20 protein-coding genes are annotated in these 18,702 nt (G+C 34.4%); 18 read left to right on the forward strand and 2 right to left on the reverse strand.

The genetic code is table 11. The annotated features are described in order from the left end of the window. Positions 1-27: 27 nt before the first annotated feature. Positions 28-1,050 carry a glycosyltransferase family 4 protein gene (locus tag AC1RO3_RS04565; protein ID WP_481761500.1) on the forward strand — a complete coding sequence of 341 codons (1,023 nt, stop codon included), beginning with the start codon at positions 28-30 and terminating at the stop codon, positions 1,048-1,050. A gap of 3 nt (positions 1,051-1,053) precedes the next feature. Continuing rightward, a complete protein-coding gene (locus AC1RO3_RS04570) occupies positions 1,054-2,082 on the forward strand; it encodes a lysylphosphatidylglycerol synthase transmembrane domain-containing protein (RefSeq protein ID WP_481761499.1) in 1,029 nt (342 codons plus the stop codon). A 198-nt stretch (positions 2,083-2,280) separates the two neighbouring features. On the opposite strand, the gene trxA is transcribed toward AC1RO3_RS04570, so the two are convergent. Together trxA and AC1RO3_RS04580 are read right to left on the reverse strand one after the other, a co-directional pair. Beyond that, positions 2,281-2,592 (reverse strand): thioredoxin, encoded by a 312-nt coding sequence (trxA, locus tag AC1RO3_RS04575; protein WP_481761498.1) that lies wholly within the window; start codon positions 2,590-2,592, stop codon positions 2,281-2,283. A 102-nt stretch (positions 2,593-2,694) separates the two neighbouring features. Continuing rightward, positions 2,695-3,870 carry a pyridoxal phosphate-dependent aminotransferase gene (locus tag AC1RO3_RS04580; protein WP_481761497.1) on the reverse strand — a complete coding sequence of 392 codons (1,176 nt, stop codon included), beginning with the start codon at positions 3,868-3,870 and terminating at the stop codon, positions 2,695-2,697. Positions 3,871-4,004: 134 nt separating this feature from the next. On the opposite strand from AC1RO3_RS04580, the gene AC1RO3_RS04585 reads away from it, so the two are divergent. The 16 genes from AC1RO3_RS04585 to AC1RO3_RS04660 all read left to right on the forward strand — a co-directional run bounded on the left by AC1RO3_RS04585 (position 4,005) and on the right by AC1RO3_RS04660 (position 18,701). After that, positions 4,005-4,238, forward strand: a complete 234-nt coding sequence (locus tag AC1RO3_RS04585) for a YkuJ family protein (RefSeq protein WP_409022166.1) — start codon at positions 4,005-4,007, stop codon at positions 4,236-4,238. A gap of 74 nt (positions 4,239-4,312) precedes the next feature. Then, positions 4,313-6,376: an LTA synthase family protein gene (locus tag AC1RO3_RS04590; RefSeq protein WP_481761496.1), complete on the forward strand. Its 2,064-nt coding sequence runs from the start codon at positions 4,313-4,315 to the stop codon at positions 6,374-6,376. A 141-nt stretch (positions 6,377-6,517) separates the two neighbouring features. Beyond that, the gene (locus AC1RO3_RS04595; RefSeq protein WP_481761495.1) at positions 6,518-7,396 is read left to right on the forward strand and encodes a phosphate ABC transporter substrate-binding protein PstS family protein; all 879 of its coding nucleotides are present in this window, start codon (positions 6,518-6,520) and stop codon (positions 7,394-7,396) included. 2 nt (positions 7,397-7,398) lie between these two features. Next, positions 7,399-8,319: a phosphate ABC transporter permease subunit PstC gene (pstC, locus tag AC1RO3_RS04600; protein ID WP_409022169.1), complete on the forward strand. Its 921-nt coding sequence runs from the start codon at positions 7,399-7,401 to the stop codon at positions 8,317-8,319. Next, positions 8,319-9,206, forward strand: a complete 888-nt coding sequence (gene pstA, locus AC1RO3_RS04605) for a phosphate ABC transporter permease PstA (RefSeq protein WP_481761494.1) — start codon at positions 8,319-8,321, stop codon at positions 9,204-9,206. Before pstC ends, pstA begins: the two co-directional genes overlap by 1 nt. Positions 9,207-9,227: 21 nt before the next feature. Then, positions 9,228-10,031 (forward strand): phosphate ABC transporter ATP-binding protein PstB, encoded by an 804-nt coding sequence (gene pstB, locus AC1RO3_RS04610; RefSeq protein WP_481761493.1) that lies wholly within the window; start codon positions 9,228-9,230, stop codon positions 10,029-10,031. Between the two features lie 14 nt (positions 10,032-10,045). Next, positions 10,046-10,801: a phosphate ABC transporter ATP-binding protein PstB gene (gene pstB, locus AC1RO3_RS04615; RefSeq protein ID WP_409022172.1), complete on the forward strand. Its 756-nt coding sequence runs from the start codon at positions 10,046-10,048 to the stop codon at positions 10,799-10,801. A 17-nt stretch (positions 10,802-10,818) separates the two neighbouring features. Then, on the forward strand, positions 10,819-11,505 hold the full coding sequence (gene phoU, locus AC1RO3_RS04620; protein ID WP_481761492.1) for a phosphate signaling complex protein PhoU: 687 nt from the start codon (positions 10,819-10,821) through the stop codon (positions 11,503-11,505). A gap of 154 nt (positions 11,506-11,659) precedes the next feature. Beyond that, positions 11,660-11,965: a PspC domain-containing protein gene (locus tag AC1RO3_RS04625; protein WP_409022174.1), complete on the forward strand. Its 306-nt coding sequence runs from the start codon at positions 11,660-11,662 to the stop codon at positions 11,963-11,965. Between the two features lie 23 nt (positions 11,966-11,988). Further along, positions 11,989-12,342 (forward strand): phage holin family protein, encoded by a 354-nt coding sequence (locus AC1RO3_RS04630; protein ID WP_481761491.1) that lies wholly within the window; start codon positions 11,989-11,991, stop codon positions 12,340-12,342. 11 nt (positions 12,343-12,353) lie between these two features. Then, positions 12,354-13,292, forward strand: coding sequence for an HPr(Ser) kinase/phosphatase (hprK, locus tag AC1RO3_RS04635; RefSeq protein WP_481761490.1), 939 nt, complete (start codon positions 12,354-12,356; stop codon positions 13,290-13,292). An 18-nt stretch (positions 13,293-13,310) separates the two neighbouring features. Further along, complete coding sequence (gene lgt, locus AC1RO3_RS04640; RefSeq protein WP_481761489.1) at positions 13,311-14,138, forward strand: prolipoprotein diacylglyceryl transferase; 828 nt, start codon at positions 13,311-13,313, stop codon at positions 14,136-14,138. A gap of 77 nt (positions 14,139-14,215) precedes the next feature. After that, on the forward strand, positions 14,216-15,235 hold the full coding sequence (locus tag AC1RO3_RS04645; protein ID WP_481761488.1) for an NAD(P)H-dependent glycerol-3-phosphate dehydrogenase: 1,020 nt from the start codon (positions 14,216-14,218) through the stop codon (positions 15,233-15,235). 14 nt (positions 15,236-15,249) lie between these two features. Beyond that, the gene (galU, locus tag AC1RO3_RS04650) at positions 15,250-16,149 is read left to right on the forward strand and encodes a UTP--glucose-1-phosphate uridylyltransferase GalU (protein ID WP_409022179.1); all 900 of its coding nucleotides are present in this window, start codon (positions 15,250-15,252) and stop codon (positions 16,147-16,149) included. A gap of 136 nt (positions 16,150-16,285) precedes the next feature. Further along, complete coding sequence (trxB, locus tag AC1RO3_RS04655; protein ID WP_481761487.1) at positions 16,286-17,224, forward strand: thioredoxin-disulfide reductase; 939 nt, start codon at positions 16,286-16,288, stop codon at positions 17,222-17,224. A gap of 133 nt (positions 17,225-17,357) precedes the next feature. Beyond that, positions 17,358-18,701 (forward strand): DHA2 family efflux MFS transporter permease subunit, encoded by a 1,344-nt coding sequence (locus tag AC1RO3_RS04660; RefSeq protein WP_481761486.1) that lies wholly within the window; start codon positions 17,358-17,360, stop codon positions 18,699-18,701. Position 18,702: the final 1 nt, after the last annotated feature.

An 18,702-nucleotide genomic window follows, 5' to 3' on the forward strand; every position in this document is an offset into this window, starting at 1 on the left:
GAATTTATTTTCAAAGGAGTTTCAACCATGCTATTAATTAACATGTTTTCTGCGGCCAATTCGGTTAAAGGACAAGGGGTCGGTAGCGCATATACCGAAATGATGAAGTTGCTCAAAGAACGCTTTCCAACTGAATTCAAAATTAGTGTGAATAAATATAGTCGCTCAGATATTAGTCATTACCATACCATCAATTTTCCTTATTACCTTTCGACTTTTATGCCAGGTAGAGGTAAAAAAATTGGCTATGTCCATTTTTTACCAGAAACACTTGAGGGAAGTGTTAAAATTCCACAACCTTTTAAAGCCATTTTTTATTGGTATGTAATTGCTTTTTATAAACGAATGGATCATATTGTCGTGGTTAATCCAAGTTTTATTCCAAAACTTGAAGCGTTTAAGATTCCAAAAGAACGCGTCACGTATATTCCTAATTTTGTTTCAAAAAAAGTTTTTTATGAAAAAACCGTGGAAGAAAAACAAGCTTTTAGAGATGCGTTAGGTATTCCAGCCGATAAATTTGTTGTTTTTGGTGATGGTCAAGTTCAAGAAAGAAAAGGTGTGCCCGATTTTATTAAGTTAGCTAAGCAAAATCCTGATATCCAATTTATTTGGGCCGGTGGCTTTTCATTTGGTAAGTTAACTGACGGTTATGCTGAATTAAAAAAAGTAGTTGATAATCCGCCTAGTAATTTAACGTTTACTGGGATTATTGATCGAGAAGCTCTAGTAAATTATTACAATATTGCTAACCTTTTCTTACTGCCATCTTTCAATGAATTGTTTCCAATGTCAGTATTAGAAGCATTTAGTTGTGGGACACCTGTATTATTGCGCGATTTAGATCTTTATAAAGCGGTTATTGAGGGCTATTATGATGCCGCGACAGATGTTAATGGTATGCAAATTAAATTGAGAAAATTAAAAGAAGATCCCAATGCGTTATCAGTTTTGCATGACAAAGCAGATCAGGCATCAGCATACTATTCTGAGGATAGATTGGCTGAAATTTGGCATCAATTTTACTTGGACCAGAGCAAAGAGGGCTAAAAGATGACTCGAAAAAACATAGGTTTATTGACGTTAATGGTTATAATTGGGATGGGGATATTCGCTTATTCTTTAAAAAATGTATCAATTCAGTCGCTCGTTAAAGCTTTAGTTAATATTAATATATGGTGGTTATTAGTAGCAGTATTTTGTATCTGTATGTACTTTGTCATTGAAGCATTTGTTGTTCAACGGTTCATGATAGGGCAACATAAAAAATTTACATTTAAGAATGCAATTCGTATTCCACTGATTGAACAATTATTTAATGGAATCACACCTTTTTCAACAGGTGGACAACCTGCACAATTGTTTGCGATGGCTCAGTCAGGTGTGGACGCTGGTCGTGCAAGTTCCATTTTATTAATGAAATTTGTCGTTTACCAGGCAATGATTGTTATTAATTTTATTGTTTGTTTACTAATTGGGTTTCAATACATTCAAGATAAAGTTAATTATCTAATGGTATTCGTGATTTTTGGATTTGTGATTCATTTAGCTGTGATTACTGCTTTGTTAATGATCATGTATTGGTATGGATTCACTAAAAAATTAGTGTATGTTTGTATGCTAGTTGTTAAGTTATTCGTTAAAGGGGATCGTTTTGATCGCTGGAATACAAGTATTTATTCAAAAATTGAAAACTTCCATAAAGAGAGTTTACGTATGAAGAATGAAAAGAAAATGATTTTTCACGTTTTTGTATTAACATTCTTCCAACTCGCGTTTTACTATTTAATTCCATACTTTATTATGTTGTCATTGGGATACACATCAGTGAATGTGATTATGATTACAGCACTTCATGTGCTTATTGTCATGGTAATTTCACTTTTCCCAATTCCGGGGGGAACTGGTGGTGCAGAATATAGCTTCGCGATTGTCTTTTCTAGTTTCATGACCAGTCACAGTAAATTGATTTTAGCCATGTTGTTATGGCGTATTTTAACTTACTATGTTGGACTATTTGCGGGAATGTTTGCTTTAGTTGTTAAACCAGATAAGGTAGAAGAAGTTGGAATTGAAGATTAAATAAATGAAATATGATAGTAACCATTGCTGATGATAGATTTTCTATTATTGGCAATGGTTTTTTTTGTGTTTTATAAGGAGAAGAACGTGTTTCTTTAAGCAATACTAAAATCGCTAATCAGTTTATTACTATTCAAAATAACGACAAAAAAGCACTGTCAAATGACAATGCTTTTATTAGTTAGCTTTTCAAAATCGTTAAATATATTGTGATAAAGCGTCTTTAACTTGCTCTTTTGAATGATAACCGACGAGTGTATCAACAACTTCGCCATCTTTTTTAATCATTAATGTGGGAATTCCCATGATACCAAAATCGTCAGCTGTTTTAGGATTTTGGTCAACATCCATTTTAGCAAATTTAACCTTGTCACCTATTTCTTGTTCTAATTCCTCAATTGCTGGTGATTGCATTTTGCAAGGGCCACACCATGTTGCCCAAAAATCCGTCAATGTTATACCTGAATCTGTAACTGTTTTGAAATTTTCATCTGTAATTGCTTGTACCATTTGAATTCCTCCTTTATTTATTTGAATATAATATCAGAGGAAATATAATTAGCCTAAATATATGCTTACAAAAAGTAAGTATAAAGAAATAACGCCGTATTTTTATTTATTTTGTGTCATGTAGTCATTCAAACGTTCCATCCCAAGCACTAAATTCTCCATACTAGAAGCGTAACTTAAGCGAACGTAACCTTGACCAGAATCACCAAAAGCAGTTCCTGGAATTAAGGCAAGTTTATTATTAAAAGCTAGTTCTTTACAGAATGCCATAGAATCTTGGTTATATCCTGCAGGAATTTTTGCGAAAATATAAAAAGCGCCACTAGGTTGTGCCATTTCAAAATGCATTTTTTTCATTTCAGCCATAACGAAATCACGGCGTTTTTTATATTCAACATTCATTATGCGACCATCGTCTTTACCGTCACGTAAGGCAGCAATTCCAGCACGTTGAGAAACACTTGTTGCAGAGGTTACTAAGTATTGATGAACTTTTTTTAATTCATCAGTCATCGCTTTGGGAGCAAGCAAGAATCCAATGCGCCAGCCAGTCATGGCATGCGATTTTGATAAACCATTAATTAGGACAGTTTGGTCACGGATATATTTTGCAATTGAGACATGTTCATGATCATAAGTTAATTCACTATAAATTTCATCACTAATTGCCCATAATTTTTGCTTTCTAATTTCATCAGTTATCGCAATAACTTCATCTTCGGTCCAAGAAATACCAGTTGGATTACTTGGATTAATTAGGATAATACCTTTAATATTTTCATTTGGATTATCTTTAACAGCTTGATTAATCATCTCAGGTGTTAATCTAAAGTTATTATCACGTGTGTTGATAAAAATTGGTTTAACCCGATTTAAAGTAATCAGTGGCATATAGCCAGGGTAGAGTGGCGTTGGGACAAGAACGGCATCGCCGGGGTTGAAGATAGTCTGTAAGGCAGTTGCGATGGCTTCAGTTGCACCAACTGTAACTAGAATTTCAGATTGTGCATCATAAGTAACGTCATATTTTTCATTAAAAAATTCACTGGCAGCTTCACGTAACTCAATATCACCAGCCATACCCATATAATGTGAGTAATTTTCATGAATGGCTTCGATGGCAGCTGCTTTAACATGATCGGGTGTATTAAAATCTGGTTCACCCATTGTTAATTTAATCATATCAGGAATTTGGCTCACTTCATCATCAAATTGACGAATATCTGAGACCTCTATTTTAAATACTTGATCGTTCAAATCTTTTCTAAATAAGCTCATTTTTATGCCTCCAAGTCTAATAACTAACAGTTTAGCATAAAAACAAGTTAAGAAACGATTATAATCTGCTTAATCAGGTGTAAATGTATAGAAAATTTGGTATTATTAACTATGATATTGAAAGGGGAACAACTATGAAAAATTCTCAGTTAGTAGCAATCATTAGTCGCTTAGAGGCTATGCAAAAAGAAGATAACGGCGAAATCCAAACAAGACACTTCGAACGTGAAGGTGTTGAAAAGGGAATCGTTGAATATGATCCAGATATGAAAGCATATACGTTAGAAGATTTAAGTAACCATACTAAATTTCCTTTCGATGATATTGATTTAATTGCAATGGAAGTTTACGACTTACTATTTAGTTAATCAATAACTGAAACATAGATTGAAAGACATTTTCGTGTTCTCGAAAACTGATCTTAAAAAATGGAGGCACTAAGATGCGGTCAACTTTAAAATATGTTCAGGATAAATTGAGCTCAAGATGGGGATTCCTCCTCTTGACGCTCGTTTTATTTTGGGCCAAAACAGTTGTTGCTTATGAAACCAAATTTACATTAGGTGCAACAGGTAGCATGCAACAATTTTTACTTTATATTAATCCAATACCAACAGCGTTATTATTATTTGGAATTGCAATCTACTTTAAGGGTAAAAAATCATATTGGATTTTGCTGATTGTTGATTTTATTCAAACATCATGGCTTTTTGCAAATATGGTTTATTATCGTGAGTTTTCAGATTTTCTTTCACTAGGAATTATCAAAAATTCAGGTTCAGTAGCTAATAATCTAGACAAGGGAATTGCCGGTATTTTACGACCAACTGATTTCTTTGTTTATATCGATATTATTATTTTAATTTTGATTCTTGTCTTTAAATTAGTCAAAATTGACTATAACCCAATTAAAAAGCGTTATGCTTTTATCCTGACTATTGCATCTGTACTTTTAGCTTTAGGGAACTTAGGTTTAGCTGAAAAGGATCGTTCTCAATTATTGACAAGAACTTTTGATAATAACTATATTGTTAAATATTTAGGCTTGAATTTCTATGCGGGATATAATGTTTATCAAACGCAAAAAGAAAGTGCGACACGTAAAAATGCCACTGCTAAAGATATGGATAAAGTTCTAAAGTATTTGGATAAAAATCGTTCTAATTCAAATATAAAGTATTATGGAAAAGCGAAGGGTAAAAATGTTTTTGTGATTCATCTAGAAAGTTTCCAACAGTTCATGATCGATTATAAATGGGATGGGCAACAAGTTACGCCTAACATTAATAAATATTATCATGATCAAAATACATTATCATTTGATAATTTCTTTAATCAAGTTGGACAAGGTAAAACGTCTGATGCTGAAATGATGTTGGAAGCATCCCTTTATGGGTTACCATCTGGTTCAGCGATGACGACTTATGGCACACAAAATACATTCCAAGCAGCACCCGCTATTCTTGATCAAAAAGGCTACTCTACAGCAGCTTTCCATGGTGACGTGGGTAGTTTCTGGAATCGTAATAATACTTATAAATCATTTGGTTACCAGTATTTCTTCAGTGAACCTTATTATGATGTCAAAGCTAACTATAAAGTTGGTTATGGGATGAAAGATAAGATTTTCTTGAAGCAATCGGTTAAGTATATTGAACAATTACCCCAACCTTTTTATGCTAAACTCATCACACTAACTAACCATTATCCATATGATTTAGATAGTGCGAATACGTCAATCAAAAAGACGGATACAGACGATAGTACGGTTGATGGTTATGTTCAAACATCTAAATATCTTGATCAATCATTCGGAGAATTCGTTAGTTACTTGAAGAAGAGTGGCTTGTATAAGGACAGTATGATTGTGATGTATGGTGATCACTATGGTATCTCTAATAATCATCCGAAAGCTATTGCACAGCTTTTAGGTAAAGACAAAGTAACAAGTTATGATTTAACGATGTTCCAAAAGGTACCATTTATGATTCATATGAATGGCCTTAAGGGCGGTATTAATCATACTTATGGTGGTGAAATTGATGTGCTACCAACTTTACTTGATCTATTAGGCGTTAAGAATACCGATACGGTTCAATTTGGTAATGATTTATTATCGAAAAATCGTAACCAAACGGTTGCCTTTAGAAATGGTGATTTCGTTTCACCAACCTTTACAAAAGTTGGAAATACCACGTATAACACTAAGACTGGTAAAGAAATCGAAAAACTAACGGCAGCACAACAAAAAGTTTATAACAAAGAATTAAAACATGTTACAACGTCATTATCATTATCAGATGAAGTTATTACGGGTGATCTATTAAGATTCTACGCACCAAGTAATTTCACTAAAGTAAATAAATCTGACTATAATTACAAGAAAAGTGACGCTCTTGAAACTTTGAAAAAAGCACAAGAGAAAGAAAAAACCAGTTTAATTGAACAACACGGTGGGGTATCTACCGAAAGTTTATTCAAAACTGATGCTCCAGAATTAAAATAACGATTGAAGTCATAACGTCATGTTATGGCTTTTTTTGTTGTAACCTTTACACAATCTTTACAATACCCCCACAGGACCTTTACATTAAAAATATAAACTTAATGTATAAGTTAAATATCGATATTTATGGAGGAAGTTACTATGAAAAAGGGATCTTTAGTAATGATTGGTGGAATTTTATCCATCATGTTATTAACTTTAACGGGATGTGAGACACAATCAAATTCAGGAAAATCGATTACAATTGTTGGATCTACAGCTTTACAACCTTTAGTTGAGGCAGCTGGTGAAGAATACGGGACTGAAAATGTTGGCGTCTTTGTTAATGTTCAAGGTGGCGGATCCGGAACAGGATTGAGTCAAGTTCAAGAAAAAGCCGTTAGCATTGGTAACTCAGATGTTTTTGCTGAAGAAAAATCAGGCATTAAGGCAAGTAAACTTGTAGACCATCAAGTTGCCGTTGTTGGAATTACGCCAGTTGTGAATAATGGTGTGGGCGTTAAAAACGTCTCAAAAAAACAACTTATAGATATTTTTACTGGTAAATTAACAAATTGGAAGCAACTAGGTGGCAATGATTTACCAATTGTCCTTTTAAATCGTGCATCTGGTTCGGGAACACGATTAACATTTGAAAAATGGGGATTAGAAGGTAAGCAAAGTAAAGATGCACAGGAACAAGATTCAACGGGAATGGTTCGACAAATTGTCGGATCGACACCTGGTGCAATAAGTTATATGGCTTTCTCATACGTTGATAAAACGGTCGATGTACTTTCTGTTGATAAAGTTAAACCAACTGAAAGTAATGTTGCCTCAAATAAATGGAAAATCTGGTCATACGAACATATGTATACGAATGGTGAACCCACGGGATTAACAAAACAATTTTTAACTTATATGATGTCAAATAAAATTCAAAAACAGGTTGTTAGTAAATTAGGTTATATTCCAACAACACAGATGCAAGTGAGTCGTTCGGTTGAAGGTAAAATAACACCAATTAAGAAGGGGATGTAGTTATGGATCCGATTCGTGAAAGTTTACTCAAAAAATCAAAAGCATCTAAACTAGAGATGCGCGGTAAAATAATTACTTATTTCTGTATTGGACTAATCGTCGCTATTGTTCTTGCTATCTTTTATTTCGTTGCTTCAAAAGGATTAGCAACGTTCTTTACTGATAAAGTATCAATTAAAGATTTTTTATTAGGAAAGAGTTGGAACCCTGGAACGCTTGATAAAGCAGGTAAGCCAGAAGTTGGGGCTTTACCAATGATTTCTGGATCATTCTTTGTCACTTTTTTATCAGCATTAATTGCAACACCTTTCGCTATTGGAACAGCTATTTTCATGGTTGAAATTTCACCAAATACGGGTAGCCGAATTTTACAACCGGTAACTGAATTATTAGTTGGTATTCCTTCAGTTGTTTATGGATTTATTGGTCTTTCAGTTGTGGTCCCATTTGTTCGAAGTATTTTTGGTGGAACAGGGTTTGGTATTTTATCTGGGACATTTGTGTTATTTGTTATGATTCTACCAACCGTTACGTCAATGACTGTTGATACTTTAAAATCTGTCCCACGTTATTACCGGGAAGCCTCACTGGCCTTAGGTGCAACACGTTGGCAAACAATTTATAAAGTTATTCTAAGAGCAGCAACACCAGGTATCATGACAGCGGTTGTTTTTGGTATGGCACGAGCTTTTGGTGAAGCCTTAGCCGTTCAAATGGTTATTGGTAATGCATCATTGATGCCATCAAGTTTAATTACACCATCATCAACTTTAACAAGTATTTTGACGATGGGAATTGGAAATACTGTCATGGGCTCATTAGAAAATAATGCGCTATGGTCACTTGCTTTAATTCTATTATTAATGTCATTATTCTTTAACATGGTTGTTAGAGTAATTGGTAAGAGAGGGGCGCTTAAATAATGAATCCTAAAAAAGTAGATAAAATCGCAACAAGTATTTTATATGGTATTGCCGGATTCGTCGTTCTTGTTTTAGCGGCCTTACTTGGCTATATATTGGTTAGAGGTGTGCCACATATCAGCTGGCATTTCTTAACATCACCCGCAAAATCATTTTCAAGTGGTGGTGGAGTAGGAATCCAATTGTTTAATTCCTTCTATCTATTATTATTAACATTATTGATTTCTTTCCCTATTTCATTGGGAGCGGGTATTTGGTTATCAGAATACGCTAAAAATAATTGGGTGACGACGGTTATTAGAACGTCTGTTGAAATTTTAAGTTCATTACCTTCAGTTGTTGTTGGGCTTTTTGGGTTTTTGATTTTCGTTGTCCAATATAATTTCGGTTTTTCAATTTTATCAGGTGCATTAGCCTTAACGTTCTTCAATTTACCTTTATTAACAAGATCAATCGAAGAGTCATTACGTTCTATCCCATATTCACAACGTGAGGCTGGCTTTTCGTTAGGATTATCGCGTTGGGAAACCGTTACGAGAGTTATTGTTCCAGATGCAGTACCTGGTATTTTAACGGGTGTTATATTGAGTGCCGGCCGTATCTTTGGTGAAGCAGCTGCGTTAATTTATACTGCTGGTCAAAGTGCGCCAGCACTAGATTTTACAAACTGGAATCCAGCTAATATTGCGAGTCCGTTAAATCCAATGCGTCCAGCTGAAACATTAGCTGTTCATATCTGGAAAATTAATTCAGAAGGTATTATGCCTGATGCATCAGCTGTTTCTGCAGGCGCATCAGCCGTCTTAATTATCGCAGTGCTTTTATTTAATTTCTTAGCTCGATTCGGTGGTAAAGCACTTTATCGTAAAATTACATCAAGTAAATAGATCATTAGGGGGTCAAAGAATATGGTAGAAAATAAAACTGAAAAATCTAGAATTATGACCTTCAATGAAGATAAACATGAGATAGCTTTAGAAACCAAAGATTTACATGTTCATTATGGTTCTAATGAAGCAATTCGAGATGTTAGTTTACAATTTGAACGGTTTAAAATTACAGCTTTAATTGGGGCATCTGGTTCTGGTAAATCAACTTATCTTAGATCGTTGAATCGTATGAATGATGGGATTGCTGATGTAACAGGACAAATTATTTACCGTGATTTAGATATAAATAAAGATAATGTTGATATTTATGAAATGAGAAAACATATTGGAATGGTATTTCAACGACCTAATCCATTTTCAAAATCAATTTATGAAAATATAACGTTTGCTTTGAAACGTCATGGGATGAAAGATAAGCAGTTACTTGAAGAACGCGTTGAAAAATCACTTAAACAAGCTGCACTTTGGGATCAAGTTAAAGATGATTTGAATGTGAGTGCGTTATCATTGTCTGGTGGACAACAACAACGTTTATGTATCGCTAGAGCGATTGCTATGGAACCTGACATCTTATTGTTAGATGAACCAGCTAGTGCGTTAGATCCAATTTCAAGTCGAATTGTTGAAGAATCACTTTTAGAACTGAAAGAAAAGTACACGATTGTCATTGTGACACACAATATGCAACAGGCTTCACGTATTTCAGATTACACAGCATTTTTCCATTCAGGAAATGCGGTAGAATATGATAAAACAACAACTATTTTTACGCGACCAACAATTAAACTAACGGATGATTATGTTTCAGGAAACTTCGGTTAAGGGGGAAAGGCCAAATGACTAAAATAATTGAAACAAATGATGTTCATTTGTATTATGGTAAGAAAGAAGCCCTCAAAGGAATTAATCTTGATTTCAATGAAAAAGGGATTACCGCTTTAATCGGTCCATCTGGTTGTGGTAAATCAACATATTTAAGAACGTTAAATCGCATGAATGATTTAATTCCAGGTGTAACCATTACAGGTACAGTTAAATTAAAAAATGAAGATATTTACGGTCCTAAAATGGATACCGTAAGATTACGCAAAAATGTTGGGATGGTTTTCCAACAACCTAATCCATTTCCATTTTCAATTTACGAAAATGTTGTATATGGTTTGCGATTAGCTGGCGTTAAAGATAAAGCAATCCTTGATGAAGCTGTTGAAAAAAGCTTGAAACAGGCTGCTGTCTGGGATGATGTAAAGGATGATTTGGGTAAAAATGCGCTTGCGTTATCTGGCGGACAGCAACAACGTGTCTGTATCGCTCGAGTCTTAGCGGTTGAACCTGAGGTCATTTTACTGGATGAACCAACAAGTGCTCTGGATCCTGGTTCAAGTAGTAAAATTGAAAATATGTTGCTAGAATTGCGTGAAAAATATACTATTATAATAGTGACTCACAATTTACAACAAGCTTCTCGAATTTCAGATCGAACTGCCTTCTTTTTAGAAGGTAATTTAATTGAAGTTGCACCAACTAAAAAATTATTTACGCAGCCTGTACAAAAAGAAACGGATGACTACATTAGTGGTCGATTCGGTTAAGAAAGGGAGACAAAATAATGCGATTACTTTTTGATGAAGAACAAGAAAAGCTACACATTAGATTTAGCGAAATGGGTATGATGGTTAGTGAAGCCATTCATAAATCTGTCCGTGCTTTCATTAATCATGATAAAGAGTTGGCCCATGAAGTTATCGTTGGCGATTACAAAATTAATGAACGCGAAATGAAGTTAGAAAAACAAACGTTAGAAATGATTGCATTGTATCAACCTGTTACAAGTGATTTAAGAGATATTGTGACTGTTTTAAAAGCTATTTCTGATTTAGAACGAATGGGAGATCACGCTGTAAGTATTGCGAGATCAACGATTCGTGTTAAAGGCAATCCTAGGGTAACGGAGATTGAAGATGAGATCGGAATTATGGGCGACCACGCACGTAAGATGGTTGAAGAAGTCCTCACAGCTTATATTAGAAAAGATGCCGAAAAAGCTCGTAAAGTTGCTAATTTAGATCTTGAAGTTGATGAATATTTCACGACAATATATGACCAGTGTATCCATGAAATGAAAACGAATCCCGAAACAGTTGTGGGAAGTGCTGACTATTTGATGGTTGCCACTTATCTAGAACGAATTGGCGATTATGTTACAAATGTGTGTGAATGGGTTGTTTATTTAAAAAATGGCCGAATCACTGAATTGAATCCTGGTAAATCAGAGTTAGAAAAAGAAAATGAATAAGGCACTACTCATTTAATAACTAACAATTTCGCGATTGTTAGTTATTTTTAATTTAAACGTTAAAATTTAAGTAAATAACGCTCGTTAAAATTGTAAAATGAGTACGATAAGAAGTACAATAATGATAGATTATTCTGAATGGAGGAACTACAAAATGAAAACAAATAAAAAATTCACAAAATCAACTAATAAAATTATCGCGGGTGTCGCAGCTGGACTTGCCGAATATATAAATTGGAATCCAACACTCGTTAGATTTTTATTTTTAATGCTAATCTTCGCAACAAAAGGCGTATTTATACTTGTCTATATCTTGTTAGCAATTAGCTTACCAGGGAAAAAACGTTCATTTACTAGTTCTTTTGAGCAGTTTACATCTAGTACTGGACAACGGACTAGCTCATCAAGTAAGAGTGGCCGTAAAATTATTAAAGATGTAGAAGTTACAGACGATAAATAATATTAATGATGAGGTGAAGATTCATGGGATTTTGGCAGCGCGTATTAATTAATGCCATACTGTTTTTGGCAATATCTGGTTTTTTTCCAGAGACTTTATTTGTTAAAAGTATCTGGGTTGCATTAATCGCCAGTTTTGTACTGGCCGTACTAAATATGCTAGTTAAACCGTTTTTAGTGATTTTATCACTGCCGGTAACTATTTTCAGTTTAGGATTTTTCTATCTGATTATAAATGCATTTATGTTACAAATGACGTCATTTTTTGTGGGTAATGAATTTAAATTTTCGAGCTTTTGGGCGGCATTTATCATCTCAATTGTGATGAGTATTGCTAATACAATCGTAACAAATTACTTTATTAGAAATAGACAATAGGGGGCATTAAGATGGCCAATGAAGTTTCAGTTAGAAATTTAGTAGATGCAATGGGATTAACTGTTTTAATTGGGAAAGAATACTTGGATGATAAAAAAATTACAACAAGTGATATTTCACGTCCTGGTCTAGAATTAACCGGGTATTTTAATTTTTATCCGAAAGAACGTATTCAATTATTTGGGATGACAGAACATGCTTATGCAAATGGACTGACTCCTGAAGATAGGCAGAATGTGATGAATCAATTAGCAACAGAACAAACACCATGTTTTGTTGTTTCAAATGATTTGGATGTGCCGCTAGAATTATTAGCTATCGTCAAAGAAAGACATATTCCAGTTCTAATTTCAAAACTAACAACGTCACGTCTATCTTCTAATATGGTTAACTTTTTGGAAGCTAAATTAGCTGAACGCCAGTCAATACATGGTGTTTTAGTTGATATTTATGGTCTTGGGGTCATGATTACAGGTGATTCTGGTGTTGGTAAATCAGAAACAGCGCTTGAATTAATTAGACGTGGACATCGGTTAATTGCAGATGATCGTGTTGATGTTTTCCAACAAGATGAGGAGACACTTGTTGGTGAGGCACCTGCAATTTTAAAACATTTACTTGAAATTCGAGGTATCGGTATTATCGATATCATGAACTTGTTTGGTGCAGGAGCTGTCCGTAATGACACTGATATTTCACTAATTATTCATCTAGAAAACTGGACTCCTGATAAACAATTTGATCGATTAGGTAATAATGATGAATTTGTTAAAATATTCAATGTGAATGTGCCAAAAATTTCTGTACCTGTTAAAACAGGACGTAATTTGGCCATTATCATTGAAGTCGCAGCAATGAACTTCCGTGCAAAAACAATGGGTTATGATGCTACTAAAGCATTTGAAGCTAATCTAAATGGCTTAATCCAAACAAATTCAAAAAAAGATTAAGGATTGGACGAGAGTAAATTGAATTATTTATTAGGTGCGTTGAATCCCATCGCAGTTAAATTAGGACCTATTGAAGTTCGTTGGTATGGTGTAATAATTGCGAGTGCAGTAATTCTAGCAGTTATTTTAGCCATTCTTGAAGGCAAAAAAATAGGAATAAATGAAGATACCATATATGATATGGTTCTATGGGCGTTGCCAATTTCAATTGTTTCTGCGCGACTCTATTACGTTGTGTTCGAGTGGTCTTATTACGCTCAACATCTCAGTGAAGTTTATCGAATTTGGGATGGTGGTATTGCTATCTATGGTGGGTTAATAGGCGCAATTATTACAGTGATTATTTTCTGTCAGCGTCGCCATTTGTCAGCATGGTTAATGTTTGATCTAGCGGCACCACTTGTGCTACTTGCGCAATCAATCGGCCGTTGGGGTAATTTTATGAACCAAGAAGCCCATGGTGGAAAAACGACGTTAGAGGCATTGCAAAATTTACATTTACCTGAATTTATTATTAACCAAATGAACATCAATGGCACCTACTATAAGCCAACATTTCTATACGAATCATTGTGGAGTTTTGTTGGATTCTTAATATTAATTGCCTTGAGACATCGAGTACACCTTTTCAAACGTGGAGAAATACTATTTGCATATCTAACTTGGTATTCATTTGGTCGTTTCTTTATCGAAGGAATGAGAACAGATAGCTTAATGTTATTTTCAACAATTCGTGTTTCTCAACTTCTCTCATTAGTGATTTTTATTGGATCAATTAGTTGGTTATTATTGAGAAGATATTGGGAACCGCAAAATCAATGGTATTTAGACGGACAATTGAAATAAAAATTTCTCATAGTTAATGCTATTAGAGGTAAAATTTGGTATGATTAGAATGAATAAATTTTGAAGGAGATTATATAATGACAAAAAAAGTAGCAGTATTAGGCGCCGGTTCTTGGGGTAGTATCCTTGCCGATATCCTAACTGAAAATGGTCATGACATCAGACTTTGGTCAAATGTTCCAGCACAAGTAGCAGAAATGAATGAGTTCCATACAAATAAGCATTACTTGGAAGATTACACTTATTCTAAAGACCTACATGCATATGAAGATTTAAAAGAAGCTTTGGATCAAGTTGACGCTATTTTATTTGTTGTTCCAACAAAAGCAAGCCGTATTGTTGCTAAACAAGTAGCAGCAATTTTAGAAGAAACAGGTAACAAACCAATTATTATTCATGCAAGTAAAGGACTAGAACAAGTCACACACAAACGTATTTCAGAAGTTATTGAAGAAGAAATTCCTGCTGACATTCGTGGTAGTGTTGTTGTCTTCTCTGGCCCAAGTCATGCTGAAGAAGTTGCAAATCGTGATTTAACAACAATTGTTTCAGCAAGTACTGATCCTGAAGCTGCAAGTTTTGTTCAAGATCTCTTTATGAATAAATTCTTAAGAATCTACACAAATAACGATGTTATCGGTGTTGAAATGGGCGCAGCTATGAAGAATATTATCGCCGTTGGTGCTGGTATGCTTCATGGTATGGGCTATGGCGATAACGCTAAAGCAGCTTTGATTACACGTGGATTAGCTGAAATTGCTCGTTTAGGGACATCATTTGGTGCTAACCAATTAACCTTTATGGGACTTTCTGGTGTTGGTGATTTAATCGTTACAGCTACAAGTGTTCATTCACGTAACTGGCGTGCTGGAGACCAATTAGGTCAAGGTAAATCATTAGATGCTGTTGTTGCTGATATGGGTATGGTTATCGAAGGTGTTGGTACTGCTAAGGCTGCTTATGAATTAGCACAACAACAAGGAATTGATATGCCAATCACAAATGCAATTTATGACGTTTTATACAATAATAAAGAAATTAAATCAGTGATTGAAGCTTTGATCAATCGTGAAGGTAAATCTGAATTAGCAGAATAAAAGGGGATTAGACTATGCAAAAAGTTAAAAAAGCCATTATTCCGGCTGCTGGACTAGGGACTCGTTTCTTACCAGCAACTAAAGCGATGGCAAAAGAAATGCTCCCAATTGTTGATAAACCAACGATTCAATTTATTGTTGAAGAGGCGCGTCAATCGGGTATTGAAGATATTTTGATTGTTACGGGTAAAGGTAAGCGACCAATTGAAGATCATTTTGATTCGGTGCCAGAACTGGAAGCGAATTTAGCTGCAAAGCATAAAGACGAATTATTAAAATTAGTTGAAGAAACAACGGATATTAATTTGTATTTTGTTCGTCAATCTCATCCACGAGGTCTTGGCGATGCCGTTTTAATGGCTAAAGACTTTGTTGGGGATGAACCTTTTGTTGTCATGTTAGGCGATGATTTAATGGAAGATAAAGTACCATTAACGCGTCAACTCATGAATCGCTTTGATGAGACACATGCTTCAACTTTAGCGGTGATGAAAGTCCCTCATGAAGAAGTTTCAAAATACGGTGTGATTAATCCTGAATTAGAAGTTAAACCTGGATTATTCAATGTTAAAAACTTTGTTGAAAAACCTACACCTGAAGAAGCACCTAGTGACTTGGCTATTATTGGACGTTACTTATTAACACCTGAAATTTTTGGTATCTTAGAACATCAAAAACCAGGTGCTGGTAATGAAATTCAATTAACGGATGCCATCGATGCATTGAACAAGGTGCAACGTGTTTTCGCTCATGAATTTAAAGGAACCCGATACGATGTTGGCTATAAATTTGGCTACTTAAAAACAAGTATTGAGTATGGTTTGAAACATAAAGAAGTTAAAGATGAATTAAAAGAATATTTGAAGACTTTAGGCGCAAAATTAATTGCAGAAGATACAGCAAAAAATAAGTAGCCTAATTCTTACAGTAAAGCAGGTTTCAAGTTCAACTCACTTGGGACCTGTTTTTGATGTTAAAGCAATTAAATAGACAAAAAAAGTAACATAGGGTATTGTTGAATTACTTACTAAAAGAAAGAAGGTTGAACTAATGACAAAAAAATATGATGTTGTTGTGATTGGTGCTGGGCCCGGTGGAATGACTGCCGCACTCTATGCATCACGTGCAAATCTATCGGTTTTAATGATTGATCGTGGGATTTATGGTGGCCAAATGAACAATACGGCTGAAGTTGAAAATTATCCTGGATTTAAATCAATCTTAGGCCCTGATTTAGCAAAAGAAATGTACGAAAGTTCGACACAATTTGGTGCAGAATATGCATACGGTAGTGTAACCGATATTACAATTGAAGGCGATACTAAACTCATCACAACAGATAATGATGTTTTTGAAACAAAAGCTTTAATTATCGCAACTGGATCAGAATACAAAAAATTGGGTGCTGAAGGCGAAGATACCTTTAGTGGCCGAGGTGTATCTTACTGTGCAGTCTGTGATGGTGCTTTCTTCAAAAATCGTGAAGTCATCGTTATCGGTGGCGGTGATTCAGCAATCGAAGAAGGTTCTTATTTATCAAAATTAGCTTCAAAAGTGACGGTAATTCATCGTCGTGACAAATTACGCGCTCAAAAAATCTTACAAGATCGTGCCTTTGCGGATGATAAAATATCTTTTGTTTGGGATACTAATGTCACAGAGATTGTTGGTGACGATCGTAAAGTAACTGGCGTTAAAGTAACGAATAATAAAACAGGTGAAACATCTGAAATTCCTGCTAGTGGTGTCTTCATTTATGTTGGTGTTAAACCAATGACAACAGCATTCACAAAGCTTGGAATTACTGACGATTATGGTTGGATTCCAACTGACGAAAATATGCTAACAAATGTACCAGGTATTTTCGCAGTTGGTGATGTGCGTAAGAAAGAATTGCGTCAAATTACAACTGCAGTTGGTGACGGTGGTATTGCTGGACAACAAACATTTAGTTACCTTGAATCATTAAATGATGCAGAATTAAGTTAAATTATAGAATAAGCCTTTTGAGGCTTATTTTTTTATTTACTTGACTTTATGTGCATGTGAACATTATAATAATCTAATCCGCTTATGAAAAAAATTAAACATATGCGTAAATTTAAGTGAGAAGAGAGTTAGAATGACAAACAAAAAAAGAAACACAATTGGTGCTGTTTTATTAATTGCGACTTTTGCCGCTTTATTAAATCAAACATTGATGATTACAGCATTACCAAAATTAATCACCGTTTTAAATGTTAACCTTGCAACCGCACAATGGTTAACGACGGGTTATGTTTTAATGGTCGGAATTTCGACACCATTATCAGCAATTTTATATGAAAAATATTCAACAAGACAAATATTTGTCGGTATTATGGTTGTCTTTTTAATCGGAAGTATCGTTGCATCAAGTGGCGCTAATTTTTGGGCAATCTTAATTGGTCGCTTAATCCAAGCTGCTGCCGGTGGCGTATTGACTACATTTACGATGATTAGTGTCATTGCAATTAACCCAATTGAACGCCGTGGCGTTGTAATGGGACTTGCTATGCTTGTTATCTCAGCTGCTCCAGCAATTGGACCAACTTTATCAGGTATTATGATTACATTTTTACCATGGAGAGCATTATTTATTTTCATTATTCCAATCATGTTAATTTTATTAATTGTTGGGGTTTGTATTTTACCTAACTATTCAGAAAAGACAGATGTTAAAATTGATTTTAAATCATTCTTCTTATCACTAGTTGGACTTGCTACAATTTTAATTGGTATTTCAATTATTGGAGACCAATTATTAGTTGCACTTGTCCTTATTGTGATTGGTGTTTTAGCATTAATCTATTTTGGCCGTCGTCAATTAGCTTTAAAAGAACCATTTTTAAATATTCGAATTTTCAAAGTACGTTCATTCTCAACTATGATTGCATTAATTATGTTAGTTTTTGGTATTTTAATGGCAACAGAATTAGTTATGCCAATGTTCTTAGAAAATAATCAACATTTATCAGGAATGACTGCTGGATTAATTATGTTACCGGGTGCTGCAATTAATGCTATTATTTCACCTATTGTTGGTAACCTTTATGATCAATACGGTTATAAAAAAATATTTATATTTGGCTTTTTGATGTTGATGATTTCAGTACTACCAATGTTATTCTTAACAATTGAATTTCCTGTTTGGTTATCAGTTGTTACTTACGCTATTCGATTAACAGGGGTTGGTGCTATTATGGCTCCAGCAACAACAGAATCTTTAAAAGATTTAAATCCAATGGAAATAAATCATGCAACAACATTAACGAATACATTAAGACAAGTTAGTGGTTCATTATTTAATACCGTTATTATTGTTATTGCTAGTATTCCTGCATCATTTGTTGTTGGATACAAATATTCAATGATCTTTATCATGGTTGTCTCAATTGTAATTGGACTAGTTGGACTAATCTATTTCAGAAAAACAAGTAAAGCTTAAG

It is taken from the genome of Dellaglioa sp. CoH-57-MRSF-19, assembly GCF_056781975.1.